Origin of the sequence: Kribbella sp. NBC_01510, from assembly GCF_045040325.1 — a bacterium.
Lineage (GTDB): Bacteria > Actinomycetota > Actinomycetes > Propionibacteriales > Kribbellaceae > Kribbella.
In genome coordinates, this window is sequence record NZ_CP109418.1 from 660,392 (window position 1) to 685,241 (window position 24,850).

24 protein-coding genes are annotated in these 24,850 nt (G+C 69.2%); 8 read left to right on the top strand and 16 right to left on the bottom strand.

Going from position 1 to position 24,850, the window contains the following annotated elements; all coding sequences use genetic code 11:
* Window positions 1-168 precede the first annotated feature (168 nt).
* The gene (locus OG558_RS03285; RefSeq protein WP_405068878.1) at window positions 169-1,080 is read right to left on the bottom strand and encodes an NADP-dependent oxidoreductase; all 912 of its coding nucleotides are present in this window, start codon (window positions 1,078-1,080) and stop codon (window positions 169-171) included.
* 139 nt (window positions 1,081-1,219) lie between these two features.
* Here OG558_RS03285 and OG558_RS03290 point away from each other — a divergent pair, with 139 nt between their 5' ends.
* Window positions 1,220-2,479: a LuxR C-terminal-related transcriptional regulator gene (locus OG558_RS03290; protein ID WP_405068879.1), complete on the top strand. Its 1,260-nt coding sequence runs from the start codon at window positions 1,220-1,222 to the stop codon at window positions 2,477-2,479.
* 2 nt (window positions 2,480-2,481) lie between these two features.
* On the opposite strand, the gene metG is transcribed toward OG558_RS03290, so the two are convergent.
* Together metG and rsmI are read right to left on the bottom strand one after the other, a co-directional pair.
* Window positions 2,482-4,047 (bottom strand): methionine--tRNA ligase, encoded by a 1,566-nt coding sequence (metG, locus tag OG558_RS03295; protein WP_405068880.1) that lies wholly within the window; start codon window positions 4,045-4,047, stop codon window positions 2,482-2,484.
* A gap of 29 nt (window positions 4,048-4,076) precedes the next feature.
* Complete coding sequence (gene rsmI / locus OG558_RS03300; protein ID WP_405068881.1) at window positions 4,077-4,919, bottom strand: 16S rRNA (cytidine(1402)-2'-O)-methyltransferase; 843 nt, start codon at window positions 4,917-4,919, stop codon at window positions 4,077-4,079.
* Window positions 4,920-5,115: 196 nt separating this feature from the next.
* Here rsmI and OG558_RS03305 point away from each other — a divergent pair, with 196 nt between their 5' ends.
* Window positions 5,116-6,666 carry a dolichyl-phosphate-mannose--protein mannosyltransferase gene (locus OG558_RS03305; protein ID WP_405072105.1) on the top strand — a complete coding sequence of 517 codons (1,551 nt, stop codon included), beginning with the start codon at window positions 5,116-5,118 and terminating at the stop codon, window positions 6,664-6,666.
* 1 nt (window position 6,667) lies between these two features.
* On the opposite strand, the gene OG558_RS03310 is transcribed toward OG558_RS03305, so the two are convergent.
* From OG558_RS03310 to OG558_RS03355, 10 genes are all read right to left on the bottom strand, one after another.
* Window positions 6,668-7,123: a GNAT family N-acetyltransferase gene (locus OG558_RS03310; RefSeq protein ID WP_405068882.1), complete on the bottom strand. Its 456-nt coding sequence runs from the start codon at window positions 7,121-7,123 to the stop codon at window positions 6,668-6,670.
* A 28-nt stretch (window positions 7,124-7,151) separates the two neighbouring features.
* On the bottom strand, window positions 7,152-7,826 hold the full coding sequence (locus OG558_RS03315; RefSeq protein WP_405068883.1) for a DUF1707 domain-containing protein: 675 nt from the start codon (window positions 7,824-7,826) through the stop codon (window positions 7,152-7,154).
* A 307-nt stretch (window positions 7,827-8,133) separates the two neighbouring features.
* Window positions 8,134-8,961 (bottom strand): Rossmann-like domain-containing protein, encoded by an 828-nt coding sequence (locus tag OG558_RS03320; protein WP_405068884.1) that lies wholly within the window; start codon window positions 8,959-8,961, stop codon window positions 8,134-8,136.
* A 63-nt stretch (window positions 8,962-9,024) separates the two neighbouring features.
* On the bottom strand, window positions 9,025-10,071 hold the full coding sequence (locus tag OG558_RS03325; RefSeq protein WP_405068885.1) for a pyridoxal-phosphate dependent enzyme: 1,047 nt from the start codon (window positions 10,069-10,071) through the stop codon (window positions 9,025-9,027).
* Window positions 10,068-10,376 (bottom strand): hypothetical protein, encoded by a 309-nt coding sequence (locus OG558_RS03330; protein WP_405068886.1) that lies wholly within the window; start codon window positions 10,374-10,376, stop codon window positions 10,068-10,070. The genes OG558_RS03325 and OG558_RS03330 overlap by 4 nt, the downstream gene beginning before the upstream one ends.
* 189 nt (window positions 10,377-10,565) lie before the next feature.
* Window positions 10,566-11,051, bottom strand: a complete 486-nt coding sequence (locus tag OG558_RS03335; RefSeq protein ID WP_405068887.1) for a MarR family winged helix-turn-helix transcriptional regulator — start codon at window positions 11,049-11,051, stop codon at window positions 10,566-10,568.
* A 46-nt stretch (window positions 11,052-11,097) separates the two neighbouring features.
* Window positions 11,098-12,186 (bottom strand): CopD family protein, encoded by a 1,089-nt coding sequence (locus tag OG558_RS03340; RefSeq protein WP_405068888.1) that lies wholly within the window; start codon window positions 12,184-12,186, stop codon window positions 11,098-11,100.
* Window positions 12,183-12,695: a copper resistance protein CopC gene (locus OG558_RS03345; RefSeq protein ID WP_405068889.1), complete on the bottom strand. Its 513-nt coding sequence runs from the start codon at window positions 12,693-12,695 to the stop codon at window positions 12,183-12,185. The genes OG558_RS03340 and OG558_RS03345 overlap by 4 nt, the downstream gene beginning before the upstream one ends.
* Before the next feature lie 2 nt (window positions 12,696-12,697).
* Entirely contained in the window at window positions 12,698-13,429 is a 732-nt protein-coding gene (locus tag OG558_RS03350) for a YcnI family protein (protein WP_405068890.1), read from the bottom strand.
* Between the two features lie 44 nt (window positions 13,430-13,473).
* Window positions 13,474-14,013: a hypothetical protein gene (locus OG558_RS03355; RefSeq protein ID WP_405068891.1), complete on the bottom strand. Its 540-nt coding sequence runs from the start codon at window positions 14,011-14,013 to the stop codon at window positions 13,474-13,476.
* Window positions 14,014-14,180: 167 nt separating this feature from the next.
* Here OG558_RS03355 and OG558_RS03360 point away from each other — a divergent pair, with 167 nt between their 5' ends.
* The 5 genes from OG558_RS03360 to OG558_RS03380 are packed head-to-tail and all read left to right on the top strand — an operon-like array spanning window position 14,181 to window position 19,236.
* On the top strand, window positions 14,181-14,702 hold the full coding sequence (locus OG558_RS03360; RefSeq protein ID WP_405068892.1) for a SigE family RNA polymerase sigma factor: 522 nt from the start codon (window positions 14,181-14,183) through the stop codon (window positions 14,700-14,702).
* Window positions 14,699-15,400 (top strand): hypothetical protein, encoded by a 702-nt coding sequence (locus tag OG558_RS03365; RefSeq protein ID WP_405068893.1) that lies wholly within the window; start codon window positions 14,699-14,701, stop codon window positions 15,398-15,400. Before OG558_RS03360 ends, OG558_RS03365 begins: the two co-directional genes overlap by 4 nt.
* Window positions 15,401-15,425: 25 nt before the next feature.
* Window positions 15,426-16,262, top strand: coding sequence for an ROK family protein (locus OG558_RS03370; protein WP_405068894.1), 837 nt, complete (start codon window positions 15,426-15,428; stop codon window positions 16,260-16,262).
* 31 nt (window positions 16,263-16,293) lie between these two features.
* On the top strand, window positions 16,294-16,968 hold the full coding sequence (locus OG558_RS03375; RefSeq protein WP_329481519.1) for a pentapeptide repeat-containing protein: 675 nt from the start codon (window positions 16,294-16,296) through the stop codon (window positions 16,966-16,968).
* 51 nt (window positions 16,969-17,019) lie between these two features.
* Window positions 17,020-19,236, top strand: a complete 2,217-nt coding sequence (locus OG558_RS03380) for an NADP-dependent isocitrate dehydrogenase (RefSeq protein ID WP_405068895.1) — start codon at window positions 17,020-17,022, stop codon at window positions 19,234-19,236.
* Between the two features lie 57 nt (window positions 19,237-19,293).
* On the opposite strand, the gene OG558_RS03385 is transcribed toward OG558_RS03380, so the two are convergent.
* A complete protein-coding gene (locus tag OG558_RS03385) occupies window positions 19,294-20,307 on the bottom strand; it encodes a metallophosphoesterase (RefSeq protein WP_405068896.1) in 1,014 nt (337 codons plus the stop codon).
* A gap of 157 nt (window positions 20,308-20,464) precedes the next feature.
* On the opposite strand from OG558_RS03385, the gene proS reads away from it, so the two are divergent.
* Window positions 20,465-21,877 (top strand): proline--tRNA ligase, encoded by a 1,413-nt coding sequence (proS, locus tag OG558_RS03390; protein ID WP_405068897.1) that lies wholly within the window; start codon window positions 20,465-20,467, stop codon window positions 21,875-21,877.
* Window positions 21,878-21,931: 54 nt separating this feature from the next.
* Here proS and OG558_RS03395 read toward each other — a convergent pair whose 3' ends face one another.
* Together OG558_RS03395 and OG558_RS03400 are read right to left on the bottom strand one after the other, a co-directional pair.
* A complete protein-coding gene (locus tag OG558_RS03395) occupies window positions 21,932-22,915 on the bottom strand; it encodes a LuxR C-terminal-related transcriptional regulator (RefSeq protein ID WP_329481523.1) in 984 nt (327 codons plus the stop codon).
* Between the two features lie 436 nt (window positions 22,916-23,351).
* Window positions 23,352-24,788: a GuaB1 family IMP dehydrogenase-related protein gene (locus tag OG558_RS03400; protein ID WP_405068898.1), complete on the bottom strand. Its 1,437-nt coding sequence runs from the start codon at window positions 24,786-24,788 to the stop codon at window positions 23,352-23,354.
* Between the last annotated feature and the right edge of the window lie 62 nt (window positions 24,789-24,850).

Below are 24,850 nucleotides of genomic sequence, written 5' to 3' on the forward strand. Positions count from 1 at the left end.
GATGGACGGGTAGTAGTCGAAGCCACCCACCAACCCTGACCCGAGCCCCACGTGAACCACCCCGACCATGCCGAAGGCGACCGACTACTACCCGCCCGTCGGTACACCTCCTCCTCGGCGTCGTGAGCGGTCGTCCCGGTTACCTACCGAACGTTGCTTGGCGCGGCACTAGGGGAGTACGACGACCTTGCCGGGGGCGTGGCCGGATTCGCTGAGTTCTTGGGCTTTGGCGGCGTCGGCCAGGGCGAAGGTCTGGGCGATGCGGACCTGGAGATTACCGGCGGCGGCGGCCCGCAGCTGGTTGGTCAGGCCGGCGGCGATCTCCTCCGGGGTTCCGCTCGACCCCATGGAGGCCGCGACTCCGAGTTCCTGGGCGGCGAAGTCGGCGATCGTGATGATGCGGTCGGTGTCGCCGCGGAGTTCGATCGACTCCTTCAGGCCGCCCTGACCGGCGGTGTCGAACACCGCGTCGATGCCCTGCGGCGCGACCTCGCGGACCCGGTCGACCAGGCCCTCGCCGTACGCGACCGGGATCACGCCGAGCGAGCGCAGGAAGTCGTGGTTGGCGGGCGACGCCGTACCGATGACTGTGGCGCCCGTGGTCTTGGCGAGCTGGGCCGCGATCGAGCCGACCGCGCCGGCGGCGCCGTGCAGCAGCAGGGTCTCGCCGTCCTTCAGCTGCAGCTCGTCCAGGACACGCTGCGCCGTCTCACCCGCGACGGGCAGCCCGACCGCCTGCTCCCAGCTCACGCCGGATGGCTTGCGTACGACGTTGCCGACCAGCGCGTGCTCGGCGTAGGACCCGGTCGTGGACCAGCCGACGACCTCGTCACCGACGGCGAACTCCGAGCCTTCACCGACCTCGTCCACCACCCCGGCGACCTCCAGCCCCGGCGTGGCCGGGAACGTCACGTCGATGAACCCCTTGGTCCAGCCGCGGCGGACCTTGAAGTCGATCGGGTTCACCCCGGCCGCGCGAACCCGGACCCGGGTCTGTCCGGGGCCGGCGTGCGGCTCGGTCACATCCTCGGTCCGCAGCACCTCGGGACCGCCGAACTCCTCGAAAACCACCGCTCGCATGCTGCGCCTCCATCGATTGGTTGATGCTTCAATCAAGCTTCGCGGGTGTCCGGGCATTCCCGACTGGCCGAACGGATGGTTGTCCACCGTCCGAAAGACGGGCTCGGGTGGACGCATCAACCGCCGTACCCTGAACGACATGGGAGACGAGGTGCTGGCGGCCGCGGCGCAGATCATCGACGGGCCCACCGACGATCTGTTGGTCCGGCTATCGGCCGCGACCGCCGAGCTGATCCCGCATCGTGCCGTTGCCCAGCTCGCCTCCCAGTGCGCATCCACCCCGATCACGACCCACGGCGAGCCCGTGCTGGCCAAGGCGATCACCGGCGCCGACCTGGCCGGCCTGCTCGGCACCGTGACCGCGGGTCACCCGTGGCAGGGCGTCGTACCGATCGCCGGCGCGCCCCACCCTGTCCTGGCCGTCGCCAGCGACCGGGCGCCGCGGGGATCAGTGGTCGTCTTCATCCGGTCCGACGAGACGCCGACGGACGCCGCCGCCACGCTCCAGCCGTTGTGGGACCTGATCACCGCGCACATGTACCAGCTGACCCTCGAACGCGAGCCCGGCGCCCTGGCGCAGAACCGGGCCGTGGCCAAGGCCCGCGCCGACCTCGCCGCCGAGCTCGGTGAGGCCCACGCGGCCACGCTCGCCACGCTTCTCGGCGTACTGCGGAACCAGCGGGTCGACGCTGATTCGGCCCGCTCGACGGCCGTGGAGCTCGCCCTGAACGGCCTGGCCGACCTGCGCACCGACACCCAGCGGGACCGGGTGTGGAGCGGCGAGGAACCGGCCGGCAAGGCGTTCGAGCGACTCGCCGACTCGCTCCGCGCCCTGCTCCGGCACGGGCCGGTCGACCTCGAACTGGATGCCCCCAGCAACGATCGGCTGATCCCGGCCGGGGTCGCCCACCGCGCCCGCGTCGCCGTCCGGTCCGTGGTCCTCGCGATGCTCACCCAGGAACGCGTACGGCGGATCCGCGTCGGCTGGCGGTGCACCGGGACGGATCTCCAGGCCACTGTCCGCGACGACGGCCCCGGCCGGCTCGAGGACGTGCTGGACCTGGGCCAGCTGGCCGAGCGCCTCCGCCTGCACGAGGACGACCTGGATCTCGACGCCGTCCCCGGCTGGGGGTTGACCCCGCGGATCACCCTGCACGCGCACGAGACCGCCCAGCCCCAGACGATCACATCGGACCCGCTGGCCGCGCTGGGCACCCGCGAGCTCGAGGTCCTCGAACGCCTCTCCCAGGGGCAGCGCAACCGCTCGATCGCCGACGAGCTGCACATCAGCGAGTCGACGGTGAAGTTCCACGTGGCGAACATCCTCACGAAGCTCGCCGTGACCAGCCGGACCCAGGCCGCCGCGCTCTACCACGCGACGGCCGCGGTCCAGGTCTAGGTCTAGGCCTCTTCGAGCCGCGGGAACAGCGCGTCGCCCTTGGTCAGCGTGGCGGCGGCCGGGAGCTGGCCCCACGTGCCGGCGTCCTGGACCCGCTGGTCCTTCAGCGAACCGAGCTTCTCCTCGGCGCCCAGCAGGGTCCAGAGCTTCGCGGACGTCTTCGGCATCGTCGGGTTGTGCAGTACGGCGACCGCTCGCAGCGCCTCCGCCGCGCTGTAGAGGATCGTGGCCAGGCGGGCCTGCTGGGACTCGTCCTTCGCCACCTTCCACGGCTCCTGCTCGGTGACGTACCCGTTGACCGCGCCGACCAGGTCGTTGATCGCGGCCAGCGCGTCCTGGAAGGCGAGCGTGTCGATCGCCTTGTCCGCGATCGCCACCGTCTGGGCGAGCTTGTCGGCGAGCGCCTGCTCGGCCGGTCCGTGGTCGGTGGGCTCCGGCAGCGCGCCGTCGAAGTACTTGCCGACCATCGCCGCGATCCGGCTGGCCAGGTTGCCCAGGCCGTTGGCGAGTTCGGAGGTGTAGACCGCGCTGAGGTGCTCCCAGGAGAACGAGCCGTCCGACCCGAACTGGATCGTCCGCAGGAAGTAGTACCGGAACGCGTCCGAGCCGAAGTGGTCGGTGATCTCGTGCGGCGCGATCGCGGTCAGCTTCGACTTGCTCATCTTCTCGCCGCCGACCAGCAGCCAGCCGTGCGCGAAGACCTGCTTCGGTACGGCGACCTCCGCCGCCATCAGCATCGCCGGCCAGATCACCGCGTGGAACCGGAGGATGTCCTTGCCGACCAGGTGCACGTCGACCGGCCACAGCTCCTCGAACCGCTCCGGGTCGGTGCCGTAGCCCGCGGCCGTCACGTAGTTCAGCAGCGCGTCGATCCAGACGTACAGGACGTGGTCCTCGTCCCACGGCACCGGGATGCCCCAGTCGAAGGTCGAGCGGGTGATCGACAGGTCCTGCAGGCCCTGCTTGACGAACGCGACCACCTCGTTGCGGGCGCTGGCCGGGGCCACGAAGTCGGGCTGCGACTCGTACAGTTCCAGCAGCTTGTCGGCGTACGCCGAGAGCCGGAAGAAGTAGTTGGTCTCCGAGACCGTCTCCAGCTCGGTGCCGTGGATCATGCACCGCTGGGTGCCGTCGGAGTCGGTGCGGATGTCGGCGGGGAGCTTGAACTCCTCGCAGCCGACGCAGTACAGGCCCTCGTACTCGCCCTTGTAGACGTCGCCCTTGTCGTACAGCGTCTGCCAGAACTCGCGGACCCGCTCGGTGTGCCGCTGCTCGGTGGTCCGGATGAAGTCGTCGTACGCGATGTCGACGTCGACCCAGGCCGGCTTCCAGGCCTCCTCGACCAGCTTGTCCGTCCACGCCTGCGGGGACATGCCCTGCGCCTCGGCGCTGCGCATCACCTTCTCGCCGTGCTCGTCGGTACCGGTCAGGTACCACTTGCGCTCGCCGCGCTGGGCGTGCCAACGGGTCAGGACGTCCCCGGCCACCGTCGTGTAGGCGCTGCCGATGTGCGGCGGGGCCGTGACGTAGTAGATCGGGGTGGTGACGTAATAGGCCTTCTCGGACATGCCTTAAAGGGTAGTGCCGGACGCCAGTGCTATTTACCGGGGTCTCGGGCCGCCAGTACGGCGTCGTACACGGTCCGTTTCGGGACGTTGAAGCGCTTGGCGACGTCGGCGATGGCCTGTTTACGCGGTGTGCCCGCCTCCTCGTCGGTGGCGACCTCGGCGGCCAGGTCCTCCGGGGTGAGGATCTTGTGCGGGTCCGCACCGGCCACCACGACGGTGATCTCCCCGCGTACGCCGTCCTTGGACCAGGTCACCAGGTCGGCGACGGGCCCGCGTTTGACCTCCTCGTACGTCTTGGTGAGCTCGCGGCAGACCGCCGTACGACGGTCTGCACCGAAGGCCTCCGCCATCGCCTCGAGAGACGCGGTGAGCCGGTGTGGCGCCTCGAAGAACACCATCGTCCGCGGCTCGTCCGCCAGCTCGCCCAGCCGCCGCGCCCGCTCCCCCGGCTTCCGCGGCAGGAACCCCTCGAACGTGAACCGATCCACCGGCAGCCCGCTCAGCGCCAGCGCGGTCAGTACGGCGGACGGCCCCGGAACCGCCGTGATGTCGACCCCGGCCTCGATCGCCGCGGCCACCAGCCGATACCCGGGATCCGAAACACTCGGCATCCCCGCATCCGTCACCACGACCACGGTCTGGCCGGACGTCAGCGCCTCGAGCAGCTCCGGAGTCCGCTCCCGCTCGTTCCCCTCGAAGTAGCTGACCACCCGCCCACCGACCGTGATCCCCAGCTCAGAAGTCAGCCGCCGCAACCGCCGGGTGTCCTCCGCGGCCACCACATCAGCCTCCGCCAGCACCCTCCCCAACCGCGCCGAAGCATCCCCCACGTCCCCAATAGGGGTCCCCGCCAACACCAATCGCCCGGTCACCAGGCCATCATCCCAGCCGCCCGGAACCCACGCGGGGAGGCGGTGGTACCGGGGCGTCCGTACCATGGCGGGCGTGGCTGCTGTGATCGAGGACGGGACTGCGCGGCGGAGTGACGCTGCCGACGGGCTGGAGACGCTCGGGCGGGACGTGCTCGGGAGACGGCTGCCGCCGTTGAAGGACCGGTTGTACCCGCCGATGCCGAAGGACTTCGACGGCGGCTGGATCGCGACGCTGGCGATCACCGCGATGGCGGCGATCCTGCGGTTCTGGAACCTGGGCAACCCGGTGAAGTTCGTCTTCGACGAGACGTACTACGCCAAGGACGCGTTCAGCCTGCTCAAGTTCGGCTACGCCCGGCAGTTCATCGACCAGCCGGAAGGCGCCGCCGACAAGGCGATCCTGAGCGGCAATCTGGACGTCTTCAAGGCCACCCCGAGCCTGACCGTGCACCCCGAGGTCGGCAAGTGGATGATCGCCGCCGGTGAGCAGCTGTTCGGGATGAACACGTTCGGCTGGCGGTTCATGCCGGCCCTGTTCGGCACCTTGACCGTGCTGCTGGTGATCCGGACGGTACGCCGGATGGCCCGGTCGACCCTGATCGGCGCCATCGCCGGCCTGCTGCTCGCCGTCGACGGCCTGCACTTCGTGATGTCTCGGGTCGCCCTGCTCGACATCTTCCTGGCGTTCTGGATCGTCGCCGCGGTCTCCTGCCTGATCGCCGACCGGGACTGGACCCGCCGCCGGCACGCCGACACCCTCGACACCCCGGTCCCCGACGGCGAGCGCCGTACCGTCGGCCGCTGGCTGCTGTTCCGCCCGTGGCGGATCCTGGCCGGGATCTGCTTCGGTCTCGCCTGCGGGACCAAGTGGTCCGCGATCTGGGTGCTGGCCGGCTTCGGCATCCTGGTCTTCGCCTGGGACTTCGGTGCCCGGCGCGCGCTCGGCGTCCGGTTCGCGTTCGTGAAGTCGGTGCTGGTCGACGGCATCCCGGCGTTCTTCAGCATCGTGCTGGTCGCGCTCGTCACCTACCTCGCGACCTGGACCGGCTGGCTGCTGCACGACAACGCCTACGACCACGACTACGCATCCAAGAACCCAGCGCACGGGGTGATGAAGGTCGTCCCCGACGACTTCCGCTCACTCCTGCACTACCACCAGGAAGTGCTCGCCTTCCACACCGGCGACTACATCAAGCACGCCACCCACCCCTACCAGTCGAACCCGGCCGGCTGGCCGATCATCGCCCGCCCGATCGGGTTCGACGCGGTCAACGACATCAAGGCCGGTACGCCGGGCTGCAACCCGCCGGCCGGGACGAACTGCCTGTCGGTGGTCTCCGCCCTCGGGACCCCGATCCTCTGGTGGGGCGGCGCCCTCGCGCTGATCGCGGCCCTGGTGCTGTGGATCGGCTCGCGCGACTGGAGATTCGGCGTACCGATCGTCGGCTACATCACCTGCTGGGTGCCGTGGTTCGCGTTCGACGACAGACCGATCTTCTTCTTCTACGCCGTGACGATGATCCCGTTCACGGTGATGGCGCTGGCGCTCGTGCTGGGCAAGATCCTCGGGCCGGCCAGAGCCGCGCTGGGTACGGCGACGCCACGAAGACTCATCGGCAGTGCGGTGGTGGGCGCGTTCGTCGTACTCGTGGTGCTGAACTTCGCCTACATCTGGCCGATCCTGACCGACAAGGTCCTCCCACACCCCGACTGGCTCAGCCGAATGTGGTTCAAGTCCTGGATCTGAGTCACCGGGACGCGTAGTCGATCGTCGCGAACGGCCAGAACGTGGCCAGCCAGGTGCTGACGGCTTCGTACAGAGCCACGTCCAACTCGGCCCGGTCGGCGCGGACCCACGATCGAACATCGGTGAGGTGTTCGTCGTTGCGGGACGGATAGATGTACACGCAACCGATCACGTCGTCGGTGCCGGCCTCGAGCACGGTGTAGGTGAATCCTCGGCGCTGGGCGAAATCGGCCGCGTGACGCTGCAGGTCGGCCAGGTTCGCGTCCGTGCTCATGCCGTCGACCGGCGGCCAGCTGCCCTCGAAGCCCGGGGTCGCGCGAATGTGGCCGATGCTGTTGGTCCACGCGGCGTAATCGGCGGCATTGTGCTCCGGGCCGAGTGGCTCCAGCCGGAACCGCGGCGTGATCAGCTCAGTGGGGACGACGAAGTCGGAGGGGACGAACGGCTGGCCGGTCATGGTCGAAGGCTATCCACCGCACCCGAATTCAATGCCCCAGGTGGCCGCGGCCCTTGTCCTTCTTCTTGTAGCGCTTGGCGGATGACTGGCCGCCGACGCCGCCGAAGAGGGCGAGGCCCTTCACCACGACGGTGGGTGCGTTCGGGTCCGGGTCCTCGCTGCCGCGCGCCGCGAATCCGCCGAAGATGCCGACGCCCTCGTTGCGGACGCTGACGCCCTCGGGGACGGTGATGTCGATCCCGCCGAACACCGCGAACGCCCAGATCGTCACCTCGCGGCCCTCGAACACCGCGTCGGTCATGTCCAGGTCGTGGCCGCCGAAGACCGCTACCGCGTTGGTCCGGCGCTTGACCCGCCAGCGGCCCTTCCGCTCACCACCGCCGAAGATCGCCAGCATGGTGTCGAAGCTCTCCGCCGGGTTCGCCGGCTCCTCGATCGGCACCCGGCCGTTCGACGCGACCGGCACCGGCACCGCGGCCGGCACCGGCGCGGCCTGACCGGGGACGAGGAGGTCGCGGGTGATCGGCTCGAGTTCGCCCAGGGTCTTCGCCTGCAGCGTCAGCTCGAGCCGGTCGGCATGCTCGTCCTGTGACAACCGCCCCGACATCAGGGCATCCCGCAGTACGTCGACGACCTGGTCGCGATCGATGTCGGACGCGCGGAGATGCGCGTGCGGATGCGGGCGGTCGGGCAGGTTCTCCATAAGACTGAACGATATATCGACCAAGGCTCGGTGAGGACCCTGATAAAGCCCGGATCAAGCCCTGAGCGGAGGTCTTGAGCCAGACACTCGCAGGGTGCCCGAGGCGGCGTGCCGGGGTCGGCGGATCGGGGGCCTGGACGGGAAGCCGGGGGCGTGAACAGGCAATAACCTGCCCCAGCCCACCACTTCCTGTCCTAGGCCCCCGCCCGTTGCACCAGGCGCGCCGACCCGAACCGGCGGTCTGGTCACCCTGTCGCCGGTTGGCTTCGGACTCGTACGACTATCGCCGGGTTCTGAGTGCGGCTGCTCACAGATCCGTCCTGGAGTGGTAGCGGTACAGGCTCGTCGGGCGGGAGCTGAATTGGGAGAAGGGGAAGGGTTCGGCGGAGAGGGCGCTGACGCCGGAGCCGAGGAAGGCGCGGGCGACGGCGCTGCCGGTCTGAGCATAGATGGCGAGAGGCTTCTTTTGCTGACGGCAACGATCTAGGAGAACGTCGAAAGTTCCGTTGGACAAGGTCATTCCGGTGGCGACGACGGCGTCGGCGGAGTCGACCACCGCTGTCATGTCGCGCGAGACCAGGAGACCGGAGGCGGTCTGCAGGAGGTTGAAGTCACACGGCAGGCAGATCCCGCCGCGCGCCGTGATCGCGTCGACGAGCGGGTTCACCACGCCGATCAGCGCGACTTTGGTGCCCTCGGCAACATCCAGGAGTCCGGCGACCGCCGCGTCACGGGCCCGGGCGCGGACGTCCGGCGTACCGGCGGGAAGGACGACCTCCTCGGCGTCGGGCGACACGTGGTGCGGCTCGACCGAGGCCAGGTAGGCGTCGAGCGCCGCGATCCGCACCGGTAGGGGGTCGTCGGACCGCAATACGTCGGCGAGCGTGCGGCCGGACGTGTCGGCGCAGTACGACGGGTCGAGCTCGCCCGCCTCGAAGGAGCAGGCGCCGAAGACCTCGCCGACCCGCAGGAGAACGTAGTAGTTGCGGTAGGTCACGTCGGCACCCGGCAGACGCGTGGTGTGGTGGAGCCAGAAGGCGCTGGTGACGGCGAACGTGGCTGGATCGGGTCCGACGGAGCCCGAGAGGACGGCGGCGACCAAGTCGTCGACGGAAGAGATTGCGGGTGCGGTCATGGCAGATCGGCCAGCCTTTCGGGGTCGTACAGCAGGGCGGACAAACCCGTCACGGACGTCCGCCTAATGCGACGGGGTTGCAGATGGAAACTCCTCGCGGCGGACCCAGGCCGACTCCCGCCGGTCCCACGACATCGCCGACCACGGCACCGCCAGCTCGTCCAGCGAGTCGATCTCGCGCGGCTGCATCGACGCCATCGGCCGCGCCTCGGCATGCCGGGCGAACGCGGACTCGACGTACCGCGTCCCGGTGTCGGCGGCGAGAAACACATGCTTCCGGCTGCTGTCGCAGTTGTGCTCCCAGAGCGCGGACAGGTACGCCGCTCCCGCCGAGAGCCCGGCGAAGACACCGGACGTCCGCAGCAGGTCGACCGCGGCCGACATCGCATAGTCGAACGAGACCCAGTGCAGCCGGTCGTACAACTCGTGCCGGACGTTGCGGAACTCGATCGAGCTGCCGATCCCCGCGATGATCATCTCCGGATCCTGCGTGTGCCCGGCCCCGAACGTGATGCTCCCGAACGGTTGCACGCCGACCAGGTTCACGTCCCGCCCGCGCTCCCGAAGGTACGCCGCGATCGCGCCGGTCGACGCTCCGGTCCCGACCCCGCCGACCAGACACAGCGGCCCGGCCGGCACCACTTCGGCCACGAGTTCGGCGATCGCGCCGTACCCGAGGTAGTGGATGTCGTCGTGATACTGCTGCATCCAGTGGTACGTCGGGTTGTCGCGAAGGATCTCGCCGATCCGGCGGACCCGGAGGTTCTGGTCGAGTTGCAGGTTGTTCGACGACGGCACCTGTTCGACGGTCGCGCCGAGGATCTCGAGCTGGATCTTCAACGTCCGGTCGACGGTGGTGGAGCCGACGATGTGGCACTTCATCCCGTACCGGTGACAGGCGAGCGCGAGCGCGTGCGCATAGATGCCGCTCGAACTGTCGATCAGCGTGTCCCCCGGCCGGACCGCGCCGGTCTCCAGGAGATGGCGTACGGCGCCGAGCGCGGAGTACACCTTCATCGTCTCGAACCGCAAGCAGATCAGGTCGTCGCCGACCCGGATCGGATCCGGATCCTTGATCGCCTCCGCCAGGTGGTCGTGCAGTCGCGTCATCGGCGCGGTTCGCTCCTTGTGTCGGGGGTCAGCACGGGCGGAGATTGCGGGTGATCGGTGTGGGCGGCCGTGGCCGCGGGGCCGCTGACAGGTTCATTGCCCGAAGCAACGATCGTCCGGCGGCAGTGGTTCCCGCCGGCGCGAAGCTTCGGCGCGATCGGGAGTACGTCGGGCCCGCCGGACGCGATCACCTGACCGGCCGACACCACGAGCCGAGTCGCGAGCGCTCGCACCAGCTCCAGGTCATGACTCGGCAACAAGATCCCCACCCCACTCGCCGCACGCTCCCGCAGCTCGTGCACCACCTGACATCCCGCACATCCTCACCTTAGTGAAAACGATTGTCGAACTCAGCGCGCATCCGAACGAGACGACATCATTCTTTCGGCGCCGCTCTCCGGCTGCTCTGCGTGACGGCGTGTCACCCAGCGCTTACCTCCGGGTACGAGGAGTCACCGCCTCGGCGCGGGAGGTCAGGAAGGGGTCAGGACCGACTATTCGTCGCAGTCCGGGGTCGCGCAGGCATCGGCCGGGATGTTGGTCGCGATGCGGTCGAGGAGACCGGCCAGCTGGGTCTGCTCCGCCTCAGTCAGGTGGTCGAAGAAGTAGCCGCGGACCGCGGCGACGTGGTTCGGCGCGGCGGCCTCGATGGCCTTCCAACCGAGCTCGGTGAGGCGGACCATCGAGCCGCGGGCGTCCGACGCGCACTCCTCGCGGCAGACCAGCCCGCGCTTCTCCATCCGGCTGACCTGGTGGGACAGCCGGCTCCGCTCCCAGCCGACCGACTTGCCCAGGTCGCGAGTACGCAGGACGCCGTCCTCCGCCTCCGACAGCGGGTGCAGCAGCGCATAGTCGGCGCCGGACAGCCCGGAGTTGCCGATCAGCCGCGCCTCCAGGGCACGCATCAGCTCGCGATACGTGTCGCGGTACGACTGCCACAGCCGCGCCTCACGCGTATCGAGCCACTGCGCATCCACCATTCACCCAGTGTACGGGGATCTGTTGACATGTCACCGAGTACGCGGGTCACGGTGTACGCGAAAGGGCGACGGCCAGCCCGATCGTCGCGGCCATGATCAGCAACTCGACCACGGCCAGTCGCCGGAAGGCCACCGGGTCCCCGGCCTCGAGGCGCGGGAGCGTCGTACGCCGATGCCACCAGCCGGCCGCGACCAGGAGGGCGAACGCGACCGCCTTGGCGAACACGAGGGCGCCGTACCCGGTGGTCACCCACTGCGTGATCAGCGCCCAGCCTTCCTCGCGGCCGCCGAGGTGGATCTCCGCGGTCAGCAGCCCGGTGATCCCCATCAGCACCGCACACACCAGGGCGAGTCCGCTGAACAACTCGACTCCCTGACGCGAGCGGGCATACCGCAGTACGGCGGCCAGTCCGCCGACCCATGCCGTTGCCGCGAAGACGTGCACCACCAGCGACGAGGTCGCGAGCACCGACCAGACGTTGGTGCGGTCGAGCGCGCCGTGGCCGGTCAGCAGCGGCCCGACCAGTGCGGCCGCTGTGAGCACAGCGGCGAACCGGGCGCCGCGCAGCGTCCGGCAGCCGCTGAGTACGACGGCCAGGATCGCGGTGAGTACGACGGCGACCGCCAGGGCTCTGACTTGGGTGAACTGGCCGGCGATGGACGCGTGCTCGGCGAGATGCGCGAGCGGGATGCCGAGGATCACCGCGGCCGTGGTGACGAGCCCGCCGATGCTCGCGACCGCCCAGATGCCCGCGGCGAGCGCGGCGTCCTGGCAGGCGCGCAAGGCCTTCGCGCCGAGCTTCCCGTCGGTGGCCGGGAGGAAGAGTACGACGGCCAGCAGCGCGCCGCCCGTGGCCACCGCGGCCGCGTCCGCGACGAAGCGCAGGACCGGAACCGACCAGGACAAAGGCATTCCGGCACCGAGCAGTCCGGCCGGCAACGGTTTCGGAGCCCCGCCCGCGGCGAGCAGGGCAACCACCATCACCACGATGCCAACAGCAACCATCCCGGCCGCCACCATCCAGCCACCGCTGGGCGCCAAGCCCGCACCGCCCTCCCGGGCACCGGCCGCTGGGCCGGGCCCGGCCGCTCCCCCAGTGGGTGCCGGGCCAGGCCCGGCCGATTCCTCGGTCATGGGGAGGCTGGGCGGCGGCGGACGATGACTACGGCCAAGGCGATGACGACCAGCATGACCAGGCACATCGCGACGATGGTGACCGTGTTCGAGTTGCCGGACTGCTGTGCGGCCGGCGGGGCCCCGGGGTCGGTGGCGGGGTGACCGGCGTGGGTGACGGTGAAGGATCCGGTCACGGTGATCGGGTGGCCGTCGTCCGACACGATGCGGGCGTCGACCTGGTACCGGCCGGCCTCCACCATCGCACCGACCGGCTGGGTCACCGTGTTGTCGATCACCTGGACGTCGCCGCTGGCCACGTTCTTGCCGGTGGGCGACTTCACCTGCACCTGGGTGCCGTTGCTGCCGATCGGCTCGCTGAAGGTCAGCACGACCTTCGTCGGCGGCGCGGCCATCGTGGAACCGTCGGCAGGTGTCATCGACTCGAGTTTGGCGTGCGCCGCCGCCACTCCGGTGGAAACCACCAGAGCGAGCAGCGACGCCACCAGGACAGCGATCAATCGGCGCACGATTACGACTGTGCCTTTCCGGAGTCCGGCATACCAGCCTCGCCCGAGGCGGCAACCGGAGCAACCTTGCGCGGCCGCAAGCCGAAGGCGAGACCGAGCAGGCCCACCAGCAGGCCGGCGCCGGCGAGCCAGCGAGCCAACGGGTCGGAGGAATCCTTCGCGTCCGAGGAGGTGGTCGCAGCGACCGGAGTGATGGCCGCGGCCAGTTTCAGCGTCGGCGCCGGGTGCTCCGGTTCGTCGGCGCCGTCCTTGGCGACGTCGGCCCACTTGGCGACCTCGCCGTCACTGTAGGTCTGGTCGGTCGGGAAGCTCAGCGCGTCCACACCTTCGGGAATCTTGCCGACCGACAGCGCGAACTCGTCGAAGTCGTTCGGCGGGATGCCGCCGGCCGTGGCGGTCCAGGTGATCGTGGTGATCGCCTGGGTCAGCGTGACGTCGCCGACCTTGACCGGCGCGGCCAGCTTCTCGGTCTTCTTCTCGACCTTCCACCCGTCCTTCACCTGCGCGCCGACGTGCGCGAACGGGAGGTCCTTGGGCAGCGAGACGACGAGCTTGGTGGTGCTGGTGTTGCCGGACTCGGTCGGCACGCGGAAGATCAGCTTCGCGTACCCGCCAGGCTTGGCGTCCGGCGACGACAGCGTGACGTGGGCCGACGCCGACGAGGCGGCACCGACGAGGACGAGTGCGGACGCCGCGACGATCGCGCCGGCCCGCAGGACGAATCTCCTGGGCATGAGAGAACCTTTCAAGGGCGTACGAGTAACCCGGCCGAAGCCGGTCAGCGAACTGGAATCACTCGTACGACGGGAGGTCCACGCCGGCAGACGCTCGAGGTGAGCCACGCACCGACGAGCCGTGGCGGTGACGTGCGCGCGAGCAGTGCGGAGGCGATCCGCGGCACCACGTGCACTATCGGCAACCGCGGCAGGAAGCGGTCGAAGACCCGCAGAACCCGGTGGACCCATCGGTGGGCCCGGCTGATCGCCAGTACGCCGGCAAGCAGGACGCTCAGGTGGGCCGCGGTCATGAACAGACTGCCGCCAACCCCGCGTGGCATCGCCATTGCGTGATCCATCGGCCCGTGCGCGGCGTCCAGGGTCACATGGACGAAGAGCTGCACGCCGGCCAGGACGAGGACCGTCAGCAACCGTTCGCCGGCGAGATACTCGCCGAGCAGCCAGCACACTCCGGCCAGCGCGGCGAGCGGCACCAGTACCCCGAGCGGAACCGTCCCGCCGCCGACGAGCGCGTGACCGACCACCGCGAGCACGACGCTCAGCGCCGCGACCACGGACGTCGTACTGCTCTCGACCGGCATGACTATCCCCTCGTTCCAGTCACTCTACGGTCAGCGCCGCCCGCAGGTTCCCTCAGTAAGTGACCCGTACGGCGTCGACCATGAGTTGAGGCACGAAAAGGTGCCGTACCGATGCAACCGATCGGCTGGCCATCACGTTGGATCGACATGACTGGGGAAGGAAGCGGGTGAAGGACGAGACCGAGAGGGACTACATCGACTTCGTCACCCACCAGGCGAACGCTCTGTGCCGGACCGCTTACCTGCTGTGCGGGGACTGGCGGCGGGCCGAGGACGCGACCCAGGAGGCCCTGATCCGGCTGTATCGGGTCTGGGGCCGGATCCAGCGCAAGGGCGCAGTCGCCGCGTACGCCCGCAAGGTGGTGGTGTCGACCACCCTGGACGCGCTCCGCCGCAAGTCCAGCCAGGAACTCGTCGGCGGCGACGAGTACTTCACCGCCGAGGCCGACCCGGCCGATCCGCTCGGCGTCCTGGAGAACCGGCTCGTCATCACCCAGGCTCTGGCCGAACTCCCGCCCCGCCAGCGCGCCTGCGTCGTACTGCGCTATTTCGACGAGCTGTCCGTGGACGAGACGGCCGCCGCGCTCAACTGCCGCCCCGGGACGGTCAAGAGCCAGACCCTGCGGGCCCTCGACAAGCTCCGCAGCCACCCCGCGCTCGCCGAACTCACGCTGGGGGTCCTGAAATGACGCGCGAGCTGAAGACTCTGATGGACCGCGCGACCGACCGGTCCGAGACATTCACTCCCGATCCGGCGACGCTGATCGCCGCCGGCCGCCGCCAGGTCCGGAAGCGCCGAATCACGGGGTCGCTGGCTGTCCTCGCCGCGGTCGTGGTTCTGGCGGCAGGTACGGCGGTCGCGGTCGATCTGCAGGAGCCGCGCAGCGTTGCGCCGGCGACCCAGGACCGCCGGCCGACACCATCCGTCGGGTCCGTCGAACTGTGCACCGCGTCGAACGGCGCGGTGCTCGGGACCGAACCCTGGGCGTGGCCGGAGGTCGTCTCGATCTCGGACCAGTACGGGTCCGCCAGCATCCGGCGCGAGCCCACGGCGACCCGCTACCGCTACACCGCGCGCTACGCCTTCTGCATCACTCAGCTGAGGAACGCACCGACGGTACCGCTCGGAGGCCGCGGCGGCGTCCTGGTCCGCAAGTCCCCCATCGACGCCGTGAGCAGTGTGACCACCGTCTTCGGCCGCGCCTACGGCACGGACGTCAAGGTCCTCGTCCGAACCGGCGACGGGAAGACCGGTGCGGCGGTCGTCAAGTCGGAGTTCTATGTCTACCGGCACATCGACGCCGGGCCGTGGCCCGCGACGAAACCGATCGTCGTCGCCCAGACCTTCGACGCGCGCGGCACGCTCACCGCCGTTGTCAGGTGGTGACCACCGGGTCGTGGATGATGACCTGATGGACGTAGCGGTACTGGAGGTCGGGGGCAGCCACGTGACCGCGGCGGTGGTGTCGCCGGGTGGATGGGACGTGACCGTGGTCGACCGGGCGAAGCTCGAGTCGCAGCAGCCGGCCGAGGCGGTGGCCGGGCAACTCGCCGCGGCGGCCCGGAAGTTGCCACTGGCAAGCGGTCTGGCGGTGGCGTTGCCCGGGCCGTTCGACTTCGCCACCGGCGTGGCCTGGTATCGCGGCCAGGACAAGTTCGACCAGCTGTACGGGTTCAACCTGGGCGAGAGCCTGCGCGCCGAGCTCGCGCTCGACCGGCTGATGTTCATGAACGACGCGGAGGCCTTCGCGGTCGGCGAGTGGACCGCCGGCGAGGTCCGCGGCGTCGAACGCTGCGTCGGCGTGACCATCGGCACCGGCATCGGTACGGCGTTCCTCGCCGACGGCCGCGTGGTCCGCGAGGGCGAAGCCGTGCCGCCAGGCGGTGAGCTCTACAAGACGTCGTACGACGGGAAGCCGCTGGAGGACTCGATTTCCGGCCGGGCGATCCTGCGCGAGTACGCGACCAGAACCGGCACGGACGAGCCTGGCGTCAAAGAGATCGCCGATCGGGCCAGGGCCGGTGACACCGTCGCTCACGAGGTCCTGCTGACCACCTTCGGCGTACTGGCCGCCGCTCTCGGGCCGTGGCTGGAGCGCTTCGGCGTGACGAAGACGGTCCTGGGTGGCTCGATCTCCGGCGCCTTCGACCTGGTCGCGACAGCCTTCGGCTCCCCTGTCTCCGCCACGAAGGACACCGAGCACTCGGCCCTCATCGGGGCGGCCGCACACTACCTTCGCTCCCAGTGAACTGTCGGAGGCTCTCGTTACGGTCAGTCGCATGAAGATCGCAGCACCACGGCTCAGGGCTCACCTCGATCCCGCGTCGCCGGATCCGGACGACATCGACGACGAGACGCGGTTGCTCGACCTCTCGCTGGAGGACGTGGATCTCAGCGATCTGGAGGCCGAGCACCTCGAGCTGAGCGGCTGCCGGCTGACCCGCTGCAAGCTGGCGGGTTCGGATCTGGACAAGCTGATCCTGGTCGACACCGAGCTGACCCAATGCGACCTCGCGAACGCCCGCTGGGCCGACGCGGCCGTGACCCGGGTGGCGATCACGTCGTCCCGGCTGACCGGGTTCGCCGGTCCGGGGATGAGCCTGCAGCACGCCACGATCCGGGACAGCGTGCTCGACTTCGGCTCGTTCCGGTTCACCAGGTTCCTCAAGGTGGAGTTCGCCGACTGCCGGCTGCAGAACGCGGACTTCGTCTCCGCCGACCTGTCCGGCACGGTCTTCCGCGGCTGCGACTTCACCGGGGCGGAGTTCTCCCAGGTCAAGGCGACCGGCGCCGTCTTCGTCGACTGCACCTGGGACGCCGCCCGCGGCCTCACCTCACTGACCGGCGCGACCGTCGCCGCCTCCTCCCCGATCGACACCTTGACCTTCACCAGCGCGGTCACCACCGCGGCGGGGATCACCCTCGCTCACCCCGACGAGCTCGACGGAGCGTGAGCCTGCCCACGTGGCGGCGGGGGCGGCCGGAACGCCCATTAGGGTGGGGCTGTGACTGACTCGACGATCATCTACACCCACACCGACGAGGCTCCGGCGCTGGCCACGTACTCGTTCCTCCCCGTGATCCAGGCGTACGCCGGTCAGGCCGGTGTCGGGGTGGAGACCCGGGACATCTCACTGGCCGGCCGGATCATCGCACTCTTCCCGGACTACCTGACCGAGGACCAGCGGATCGCGGACGCGCTGACCGAGCTCGGCGAGCTGGCCAAGACGCCCGAGGCGAACATCATCAAGCTGCCGAACGTCTCGGCCTCGATCCCGCAACTCAAGGCCGCGGTCGCGGAGCTGCAGGCCCAGGGTTACGCGCTGCCGGACTACCCGGACGAGCCGAAGACCGACGAGGAGCGGGAGATCCAGTCCCGCTACGACAAGGTCAAGGGCTCCGCGGTGAACCCGGTGCTGCGCGAGGGCAACTCGGACCGCCGCGCCCCCGCCTCGGTGAAGAACTACGCGAAGACCCACCCGCACCGGATGGGCGCCTGGTCGGCCGACTCGAAGACCAACGTCGCCACCATGGGCCAGAACGACTTCCGCACGACCGAGACGTCGGCTGTGATCGAGTCCGCCGGCTCGCTGCGGATCGAGCTGGCCGCCGCGGACGGCACCACCACCGTGCTGCGCGAGTCGATCCCGGTGCTGGCCGGTGAGGTCGTCGACGCCTCCGTCATGCACGTCGCCGCGCTGCGCGAGTTCCTGACCGCTCAGATCGCCCGCGCGAAGGCCGAGGACGTGCTGTTCTCGGTGCACCTGAAGGCCACCATGATGAAGGTCTCCGACCCGATCGTGTTCGGCCACGTGGTGCGCGTCTTCTTCCCGAAGACCTTCGAGCAGTACGGCGAGACCCTCGCGAAGGCGGGCCTGTCCCCCAACGACGGACTTGGCGCGATCCTGAAGGGCCTGTCCGCGCTCCCGGAGGGCGACGCGATCAAGGCGTCGTTCGACACCGAGCTGGCCGACGGACCGGCGCTGGCGATGGTCGACTCGGACAAGGGCATCACCAACCTGCACGTGCCGTCCGACATCATCGTCGACGCGTCGATGCCGGCCATGATCCGTACGTCGGGCCACATGTGGGGACCCGACGGCGCCGAGCACGACACTCTCGCTGTGCTGCCGGACAGCAGCTACGCGGGGATCTACCAGGTCGTCCTGGACGACTGCCGTGCCCACGGCGCCTTCGACCCGGCCACCATGGGCTCGGTGCCGAACGTCGGCCTGATGGCGCAGAAGGCCGAGGAGTACGGCTCGCACGACAAGACCTTCGAGATCGCGGTCGCCGGCACGGTGCGCCTGGTCGACACGGCGGGCACCGTCGTACTGGAGCAGGCTGTCGAGCCCGGTGACATCTTCCGTGCCTGCCAGACCAAGGACGACCCGATCCGCGACTGGGTGAAGCTGGCCGTCACCCGGGCCCGGGCGACCGGTGACCCGGCGGTGTTCTGGCTGGACGAGACCCGGGCGCACGATGCTCAGATCATCGCGAAGGTCAAGAAGTACCTGCAGGAGCACGACACCGAGGGCCTGGACATCCGGATCCTCGCGCCGGTGGACGCGATCAAGCTGTCGCTGGAGCGGATCCGCCGCGGTGAGAACACCATCTCGGTGACCGGCAACGTCCTGCGTGACTACCTGACCGACCTGTTCCCGATCCTCGAGCTCGGCACCAGCGCGAAGATGCTGTCGGTCGTCCCGCTGATGGCCGGCGGCGGCCTGTTCGAGACCGGCGCGGGCGGCTCGGCGCCGAAGCACGTGCAGCAGCTGGTCAAGGAGAACTACCTGCGCTGGGACAGCCTGGGCGAGTTCTTCGCGCTGGCCGCGAGCTTCGAGCACCTGGCCCAGGCGACCGGCAACGCGCGGGCCCAGGTCCTCGCCGACACGCTCGACCGGGCGACCGCGACGTTCCTCAACGAGGACAAGTCGCCGACCCGTCGCGTCGGCGGGATCGACAACCGGGGCAGCCACTTCTACCTGTCGCTCTACTGGGCCCAGGAGCTGGCCAAGCAGACCGACGACGCCGAACTCGCGAAGGCCTTCGCCCCACTCGCCGAGACCCTCGCGGTGAACGAGCAGACCATTATCGACGAGCTGCTCGCCGTCCAGGGCAGCCCGGTCGACCTGGGCGGCTACTACCAGCCCGACCCGGCCAAGGCCGCCGCCGTCATGCGCCCCTCCAAGACCTGGAACGACGCGCTCGCGTCCATCTGACCGAGGCCGGCCGAAGCGCCCGGTGACCCGCGCGGGTCACCGGGCGCTTTTGCGTGTTCAGGAGGTGAAGGGGACCCGGGTCCAGGTCAGCGTGGCGGGGTTGCGGGGGTCGATGGTGACGCGGAGATAGTTGTTGACGCCGGTGGAGCCGTCGACCGTGATGCGGGAGAGGTTGGTGACCGGGGTGGTCACGCCGTACAGGCTGACCCACTTCGATCCGGCCGCGAGCGGCTTGTCGCTGTTGTAGACGTGGCTGTCGCCGTTGAAGAGGTAGACCGGGCCACGGAAGGACGCGGACTCACGGGCGATGGCCTGAACGATCGGCTGGAACGCGAAGTAGTCGGCGAACGCCGGCGCCGCCACGGTCGGATCGAACATGTCGGCCTGCGTCAGCAGTACGACGGCCCGGTTGTGCTGCTCGCGGGCCTGCGCGAAGGTGTCGCGGATGCTCTCGATCACCGCGGCTGTGCGCGCGAGCACCTCGGCCGACTGCTCCGGCGTGGGCCCGGTCGTTCCGGTCCACGGGGCCATGCTGTTGTTGCTGCCGACGATGTGCAGGGCCGCGAACGCGACGTCGGCCCGAGTGAACCGAACATCCTCGGGGATGCCCTGGTCAGCCTGGCTGCTGACCTTGGCCGGGTGCTCGCCGAGTGTCCGGCCGGGCTGCGGGAAGAACATCGACCGGATCTTCGCCAGTCGCTCCAGCGGGTTGTACCCGCCGTTGTTGGCCCGGTGGCAGTCGGTCCACTCGTTGTCCCCGATGGTGTAGACGAGCGGGTCGGCGAAGCGGTCGAACTGCGTCTTCACCTGCGCGAAGTACTCGTCGCTGCACACCGACGAGCCGTCCTTGATGTCACCGAGATGGGTGACCAGCTCCACCTGCTTGTCCGCGTTGATCTCGTCGACCACCTTCGGGAACCCGGCGATCTGGGCCGGACCGTAGGGGATATCACCGATCACGGCGAACGAATACTTCTCCGGCCCACGATCCGCGGCAGCGGACGGGATCCCGACCGCCAGCCCGACCAGGGCCAAGCACACCGACACCACAGGCGCACGACGAACTCTCACAGCTTTTCTCCACTTCCGAGAGGGATACAGGCCAACCTTTCGGTTCGGTGGTGAACTCCGGCTCACGCCCGCGTGAACATCCCCGCCCAGAATCCGCTGAGGCTCCCGCTGGGAATTGCGTGGCACCGGAGTCGGCCGCGTTCCTACACTGACCGGCATGGCTACGACCCGATCCGTACTCGCCTCACCGGCGGCGGACTTTCCCCGATGGTTCCAGGATGTGATTGCCAAAGCCGAGCTCGCCGACAACGGGCCGGTGCGGGGGACCATGGTCATCCGACCGTATGGGTACGCGATCTGGGAACTGCTGCAGGCGGACATGGACCGGCGGATCAAGGCCGCGGGCGCGGCCAACGCGTACTTCCCGCTGTTGATCCCGGAGAGCTATCTGCAGCGCGAGGCCGAGCATGTCGAGGGGTTCAGCCCCGAGCTGGCCGTCGTCACGCATGCCGGTGGCAAGGAACTCGAAGAGCCCGTCGTGGTCCGCCCGACGTCGGAGACGGTCGTCGGTGAGTACATGGCGAAGTGGATCCAGAGCTACCGCGACCTGCCGCTGCTGCTGAACCAGTGGGCCAACGTGGTCCGGTGGGAGCTCCGGCCGCGGCTGTTCCTGCGGACGACCGAGTTCCTCTGGCAGGAGGGCCACACCGCCCACGCAACCGCGGAAGACGCCCGCGCCTACGCGACCAGGATTCTGTACGACGTCTATCGCGCGGTGATGGTGGACATGCTGGCGATCCCGGTCGTGACCGGCCGGAAGACCCGGCGGGAGCGGTTCGCCGGCGCGATCAACACGATGACGCTGGAAGCGATGACCGGTGACGGCAAGGCCTTGCAGATGGGGACGTCGCACGAGCTCGGGCAGAACTTCGCGCGGGCGTTCGACATCGGCTACCTGTCCACCGACGGGCAGCGCGAGCTCGCCTGGACCACCTCCTGGGGCAGCACCACGCGCATGGTCGGCGGCGTGATCATGGTGCACGGCGACGAGGCTGGCCTCCGGGTCCCGCCGATGGTCGCGCCCACGCAGGTGGTGGTGCTGGCGGTCAGGGACGAAACCGTCGAGGCCGCGCGGCAGATCGCCGCCGACCTCGGGGCCGCCGGGCTGCGAGTGAGTCTGGACGACCGGACCGACCAGCCGTTCGGCCGGCGGGCGGTGAACTGGGAGCTGAAGGGCGTCCCGGTCCGGATCGAGCTCGGCCCGCGTGACCTCGCCGGCAACGTCGCGACGGTGGTTCGCCGGCTGCGCGACTCCGGCAAGGAGACCGTGGGCCTGGCTGACCTCACGTCGACTGTGGTTGCTGCGATCGACGCGGACCAGACGCACCTGCTCGAGGAAGCCACGAAGCGGCAGATAGCGCGGACGACGGCAGTTGCCACCGTCGACGAAGCCGTGGAGGCGGCCGCGTCCGGCTGGGCCAGCCTGCCGTACGACGTCGTCGGCGAAGAGGGCGAGGACCGCCTGGCCGCGTCCGGCATCTCCGTCCGCTGCCTCCAACGCCCCGACGGCAGTCTCCCGATCGAGGACAACGAGCGCGGCCTGACTGCCTTCGTCGCCCGCTCCTATTAGTTGTGTGGCTCGGCCTCCAGCTTCAGGTTGGAGGCCGAGCCGCATCGCGAGAGCTCAGCGGGCCAGGTACCTGCGGACGTCGTCGGCGACCTGGGCGCGGTTGGGCATGCCGTACTTGCGCAGGATCGCGCTGAGGTGGGTCTTGACCGTGTTCAGGCTGACGCCGAGCTCGGCCGCGAGCTGGTCGTTGTCGAGGCCGTCGACGAGCAGGACCGCGATGCCCTGCTGAGCCTTGGTCAGGCTCGCGAACCGGCGCTCCGGACCCTCGTCGGTGTCCATCAGCATCTCGATCAGCTCGGACTGGATGTGCTCGGTCGCGTCGACGATCCGGGCCAGGTGACTCTCCACGGACGCGCTCACATCCGGCTCGTCCATCGCTTCCGCGACGATCTCGCGGATCGACGCGACCCGGTGGGACAGGTACTCCATCACGTGGTCCGACGTCAGCAGGTTCGGCCCGATGTCACCGGCCGGTAGCCGGCGCAGCGCCTCCCGATCCTCGCCCTCGCGGGTCAGCACCCGCTCGACCAGGCTGCACAACCACTCGAACGCCCGGACCGCGTTGTCGTCGTAGCTCTCCGGCGCATAGCTCTGCATCGACAACATGCCGAACAGTTGGTCCGGCCCGTCCTTCACCGGCCGGAAGATCGGCACAGTCACCACGTCCTCCGAGCGCCGTACCGCGTCACCGAGCGGGATGCCGGCGTGCAGCGCGAGGCCGCCGTCGTAGGCGAAGCGATACGTCTGGCGACGCTTGAGCAGCCAGGACGTCTGGCCGTTGGGGCCGAAGATGTGCGTGTCCGGGTCGACGTACCGGCCGTCGTCGTACGCGTAGGGATAGCGCACGCGGTTGCTGCCCTGCAGGAAGCCGACGAAGAACGCGTCGACACGGGCTACCTTGCCGGCCACCACCCGTACGTAGTCGTACAGACCGTAGTGGTCGGCGCGGTACAGCGCCTCGATCTTGTGGTACGCCTCCCGCAGGATGATCGCGGTTTCCGCGTCCACCCTCAGCGGGACAGCCTTGTCTCCCTCCACAACGCCGGCTCCCCACGAACCCCAAGCAGCTCATCGATCCCTCGACTATGCCGCCGGGCCGGGCAGATTGCCACCACCAGCGTGCTATTCGGACAGGCGAGTGCAGTCGCGGGTGGTGGGTCCGAGTTCCCGAGTCGCCCTCCCAAGCCTCGGTCGAACTCCACAACCACCACCCGCGACCAGTTCTGGACGCCTGTCCTGTCGCCCCCGCGTCGATCGATCCCACTCCCCCTGCGAGATCGGCGACCCCCCGACAGATCCTGTTGGCGTCCCTCCCCTCCACCCCGTGACTACACCGTGCCACCGATTCCGGATCGTGCCTATCGCCCGCCGTATGAGATTGTTGTGTCCTCAATCTCACCCCGGGGATGAGAACGGATGTCGTCGTTTACGCAAGCATCAAACGACGGAATTCGTTGTCAAGTAGGCCCTGTGGTCACCAACTCGTGTCCAGCGGCTTGCCCTCGGCGTAGCCGGCGGCGGTCTGCAGGCCGACTACAGCGCGTGCATGGAACTCGGCCAGGTTGGCGGCGCCGACGTACGTGCAGGAGCTCCGGATCCCGGAGACGATGGAGTCCAGCACGTCCTCGACACTCGGGCGCTCGGGGTCGAGATACATTCGCGCGGTCGAGATCCCCTCGCCGAAGAAGCCCTTCCGGGCCCGCTGGAACGGCGTGTCGTCGGCCGTCCGCGACCGCACCGCCCGCGCCGACGCCATCCCGAAGCTCTCCTTGTAGATCCGCCCGTCACTGTCTCGATGCGGATCACCCGGCGACTCGTACGTCCCCGCGAACCACGACCCGATCATCACGCTGGACGCACCCGCGGCGAGCGCCAGCGCGACATCCCGCGGATGCCGCACGCCGCCGTCCGCCCAGACGTGCTTGCCGAGCTCCTGGGCTCGCGTCGCGCACTCCAGTACGGCGGAGAACTGCGGACGACCCACCGCCGTCTGCATCCGGGTCGTACACATCGCGCCCGGACCGACGCCGACCTTGACGATGTCCGCTCCGGCCGCGACGAGGTCGCTGACGCCTTCGGCGGTGACCACGTTGCCGGCGACGATTGGAACCTTGGGCTCGAGACCCCGGACGAGCTCGAGGACTTCGAGCATCCGCTCCTGGTGCCCGTGCGCGGTGTCGATCACCAGGACGTCGATGCCGACGTCGAGCAGCGCCTTCGCCTTCTGCTCGGCGTCGCCGTTGATCCCGATCGCAGCGGCCACCCGGAGCTTGCCGTTCGCATCAAGGGCCGGTTCGTACAGCGTGGCCCGCAAAGCTCGCTCGCGAGTGAGGATCCCGACGATGGTGCCATCGGCGTCCACCACAGGCGCCAGCCGGTGCCGCCCGTCGTGCAACTGGTCGAAGGCCGTCTCGGCGTCGATCCCGGCCGGCACGGTCAGCAGCTCGCGCGACATGATCCCGTCCAGCTGGGTGAACCGGTCGACACCGGAGCAGTCCGCCTCGGTCACGACCCCGACCGGCCGGCCCTGGTCGACCACGATCACCGCGCCGTGACCGCGCTTGGGCAACAGGTTCAGCGCCTCCCCGACAGTCCCGGTCGGCGGCAACACCAGCGGAGTGTCGTGCACCGGGTCCCGCTCTTTGATCCAGGCAACCACCTCGGCGACCACGTCCACCGGGATGTCCTGCGGGATCACCGCCAGCCCACCACACCGGGCGATCGTCTCCGCCATCCGCCGCCCCGACACCGCTGTCATGTTCGCCGCGACGATGGGAATCGACGTACCACTCCCATCACTCGTCGACAGATCCACGTCCAGCCGCGAGACGACCCCGGACCGATTCGGCACCAGGAACACGTCACTGAAGGTCAAATCCCCCGCAGGCTCCCGATCATGATGAAACCGCATGGCACGACCCCTTCCGCCCGCTGGCAACCTCGCCAGCCTGACATGCCCCCGAGCCACTCACA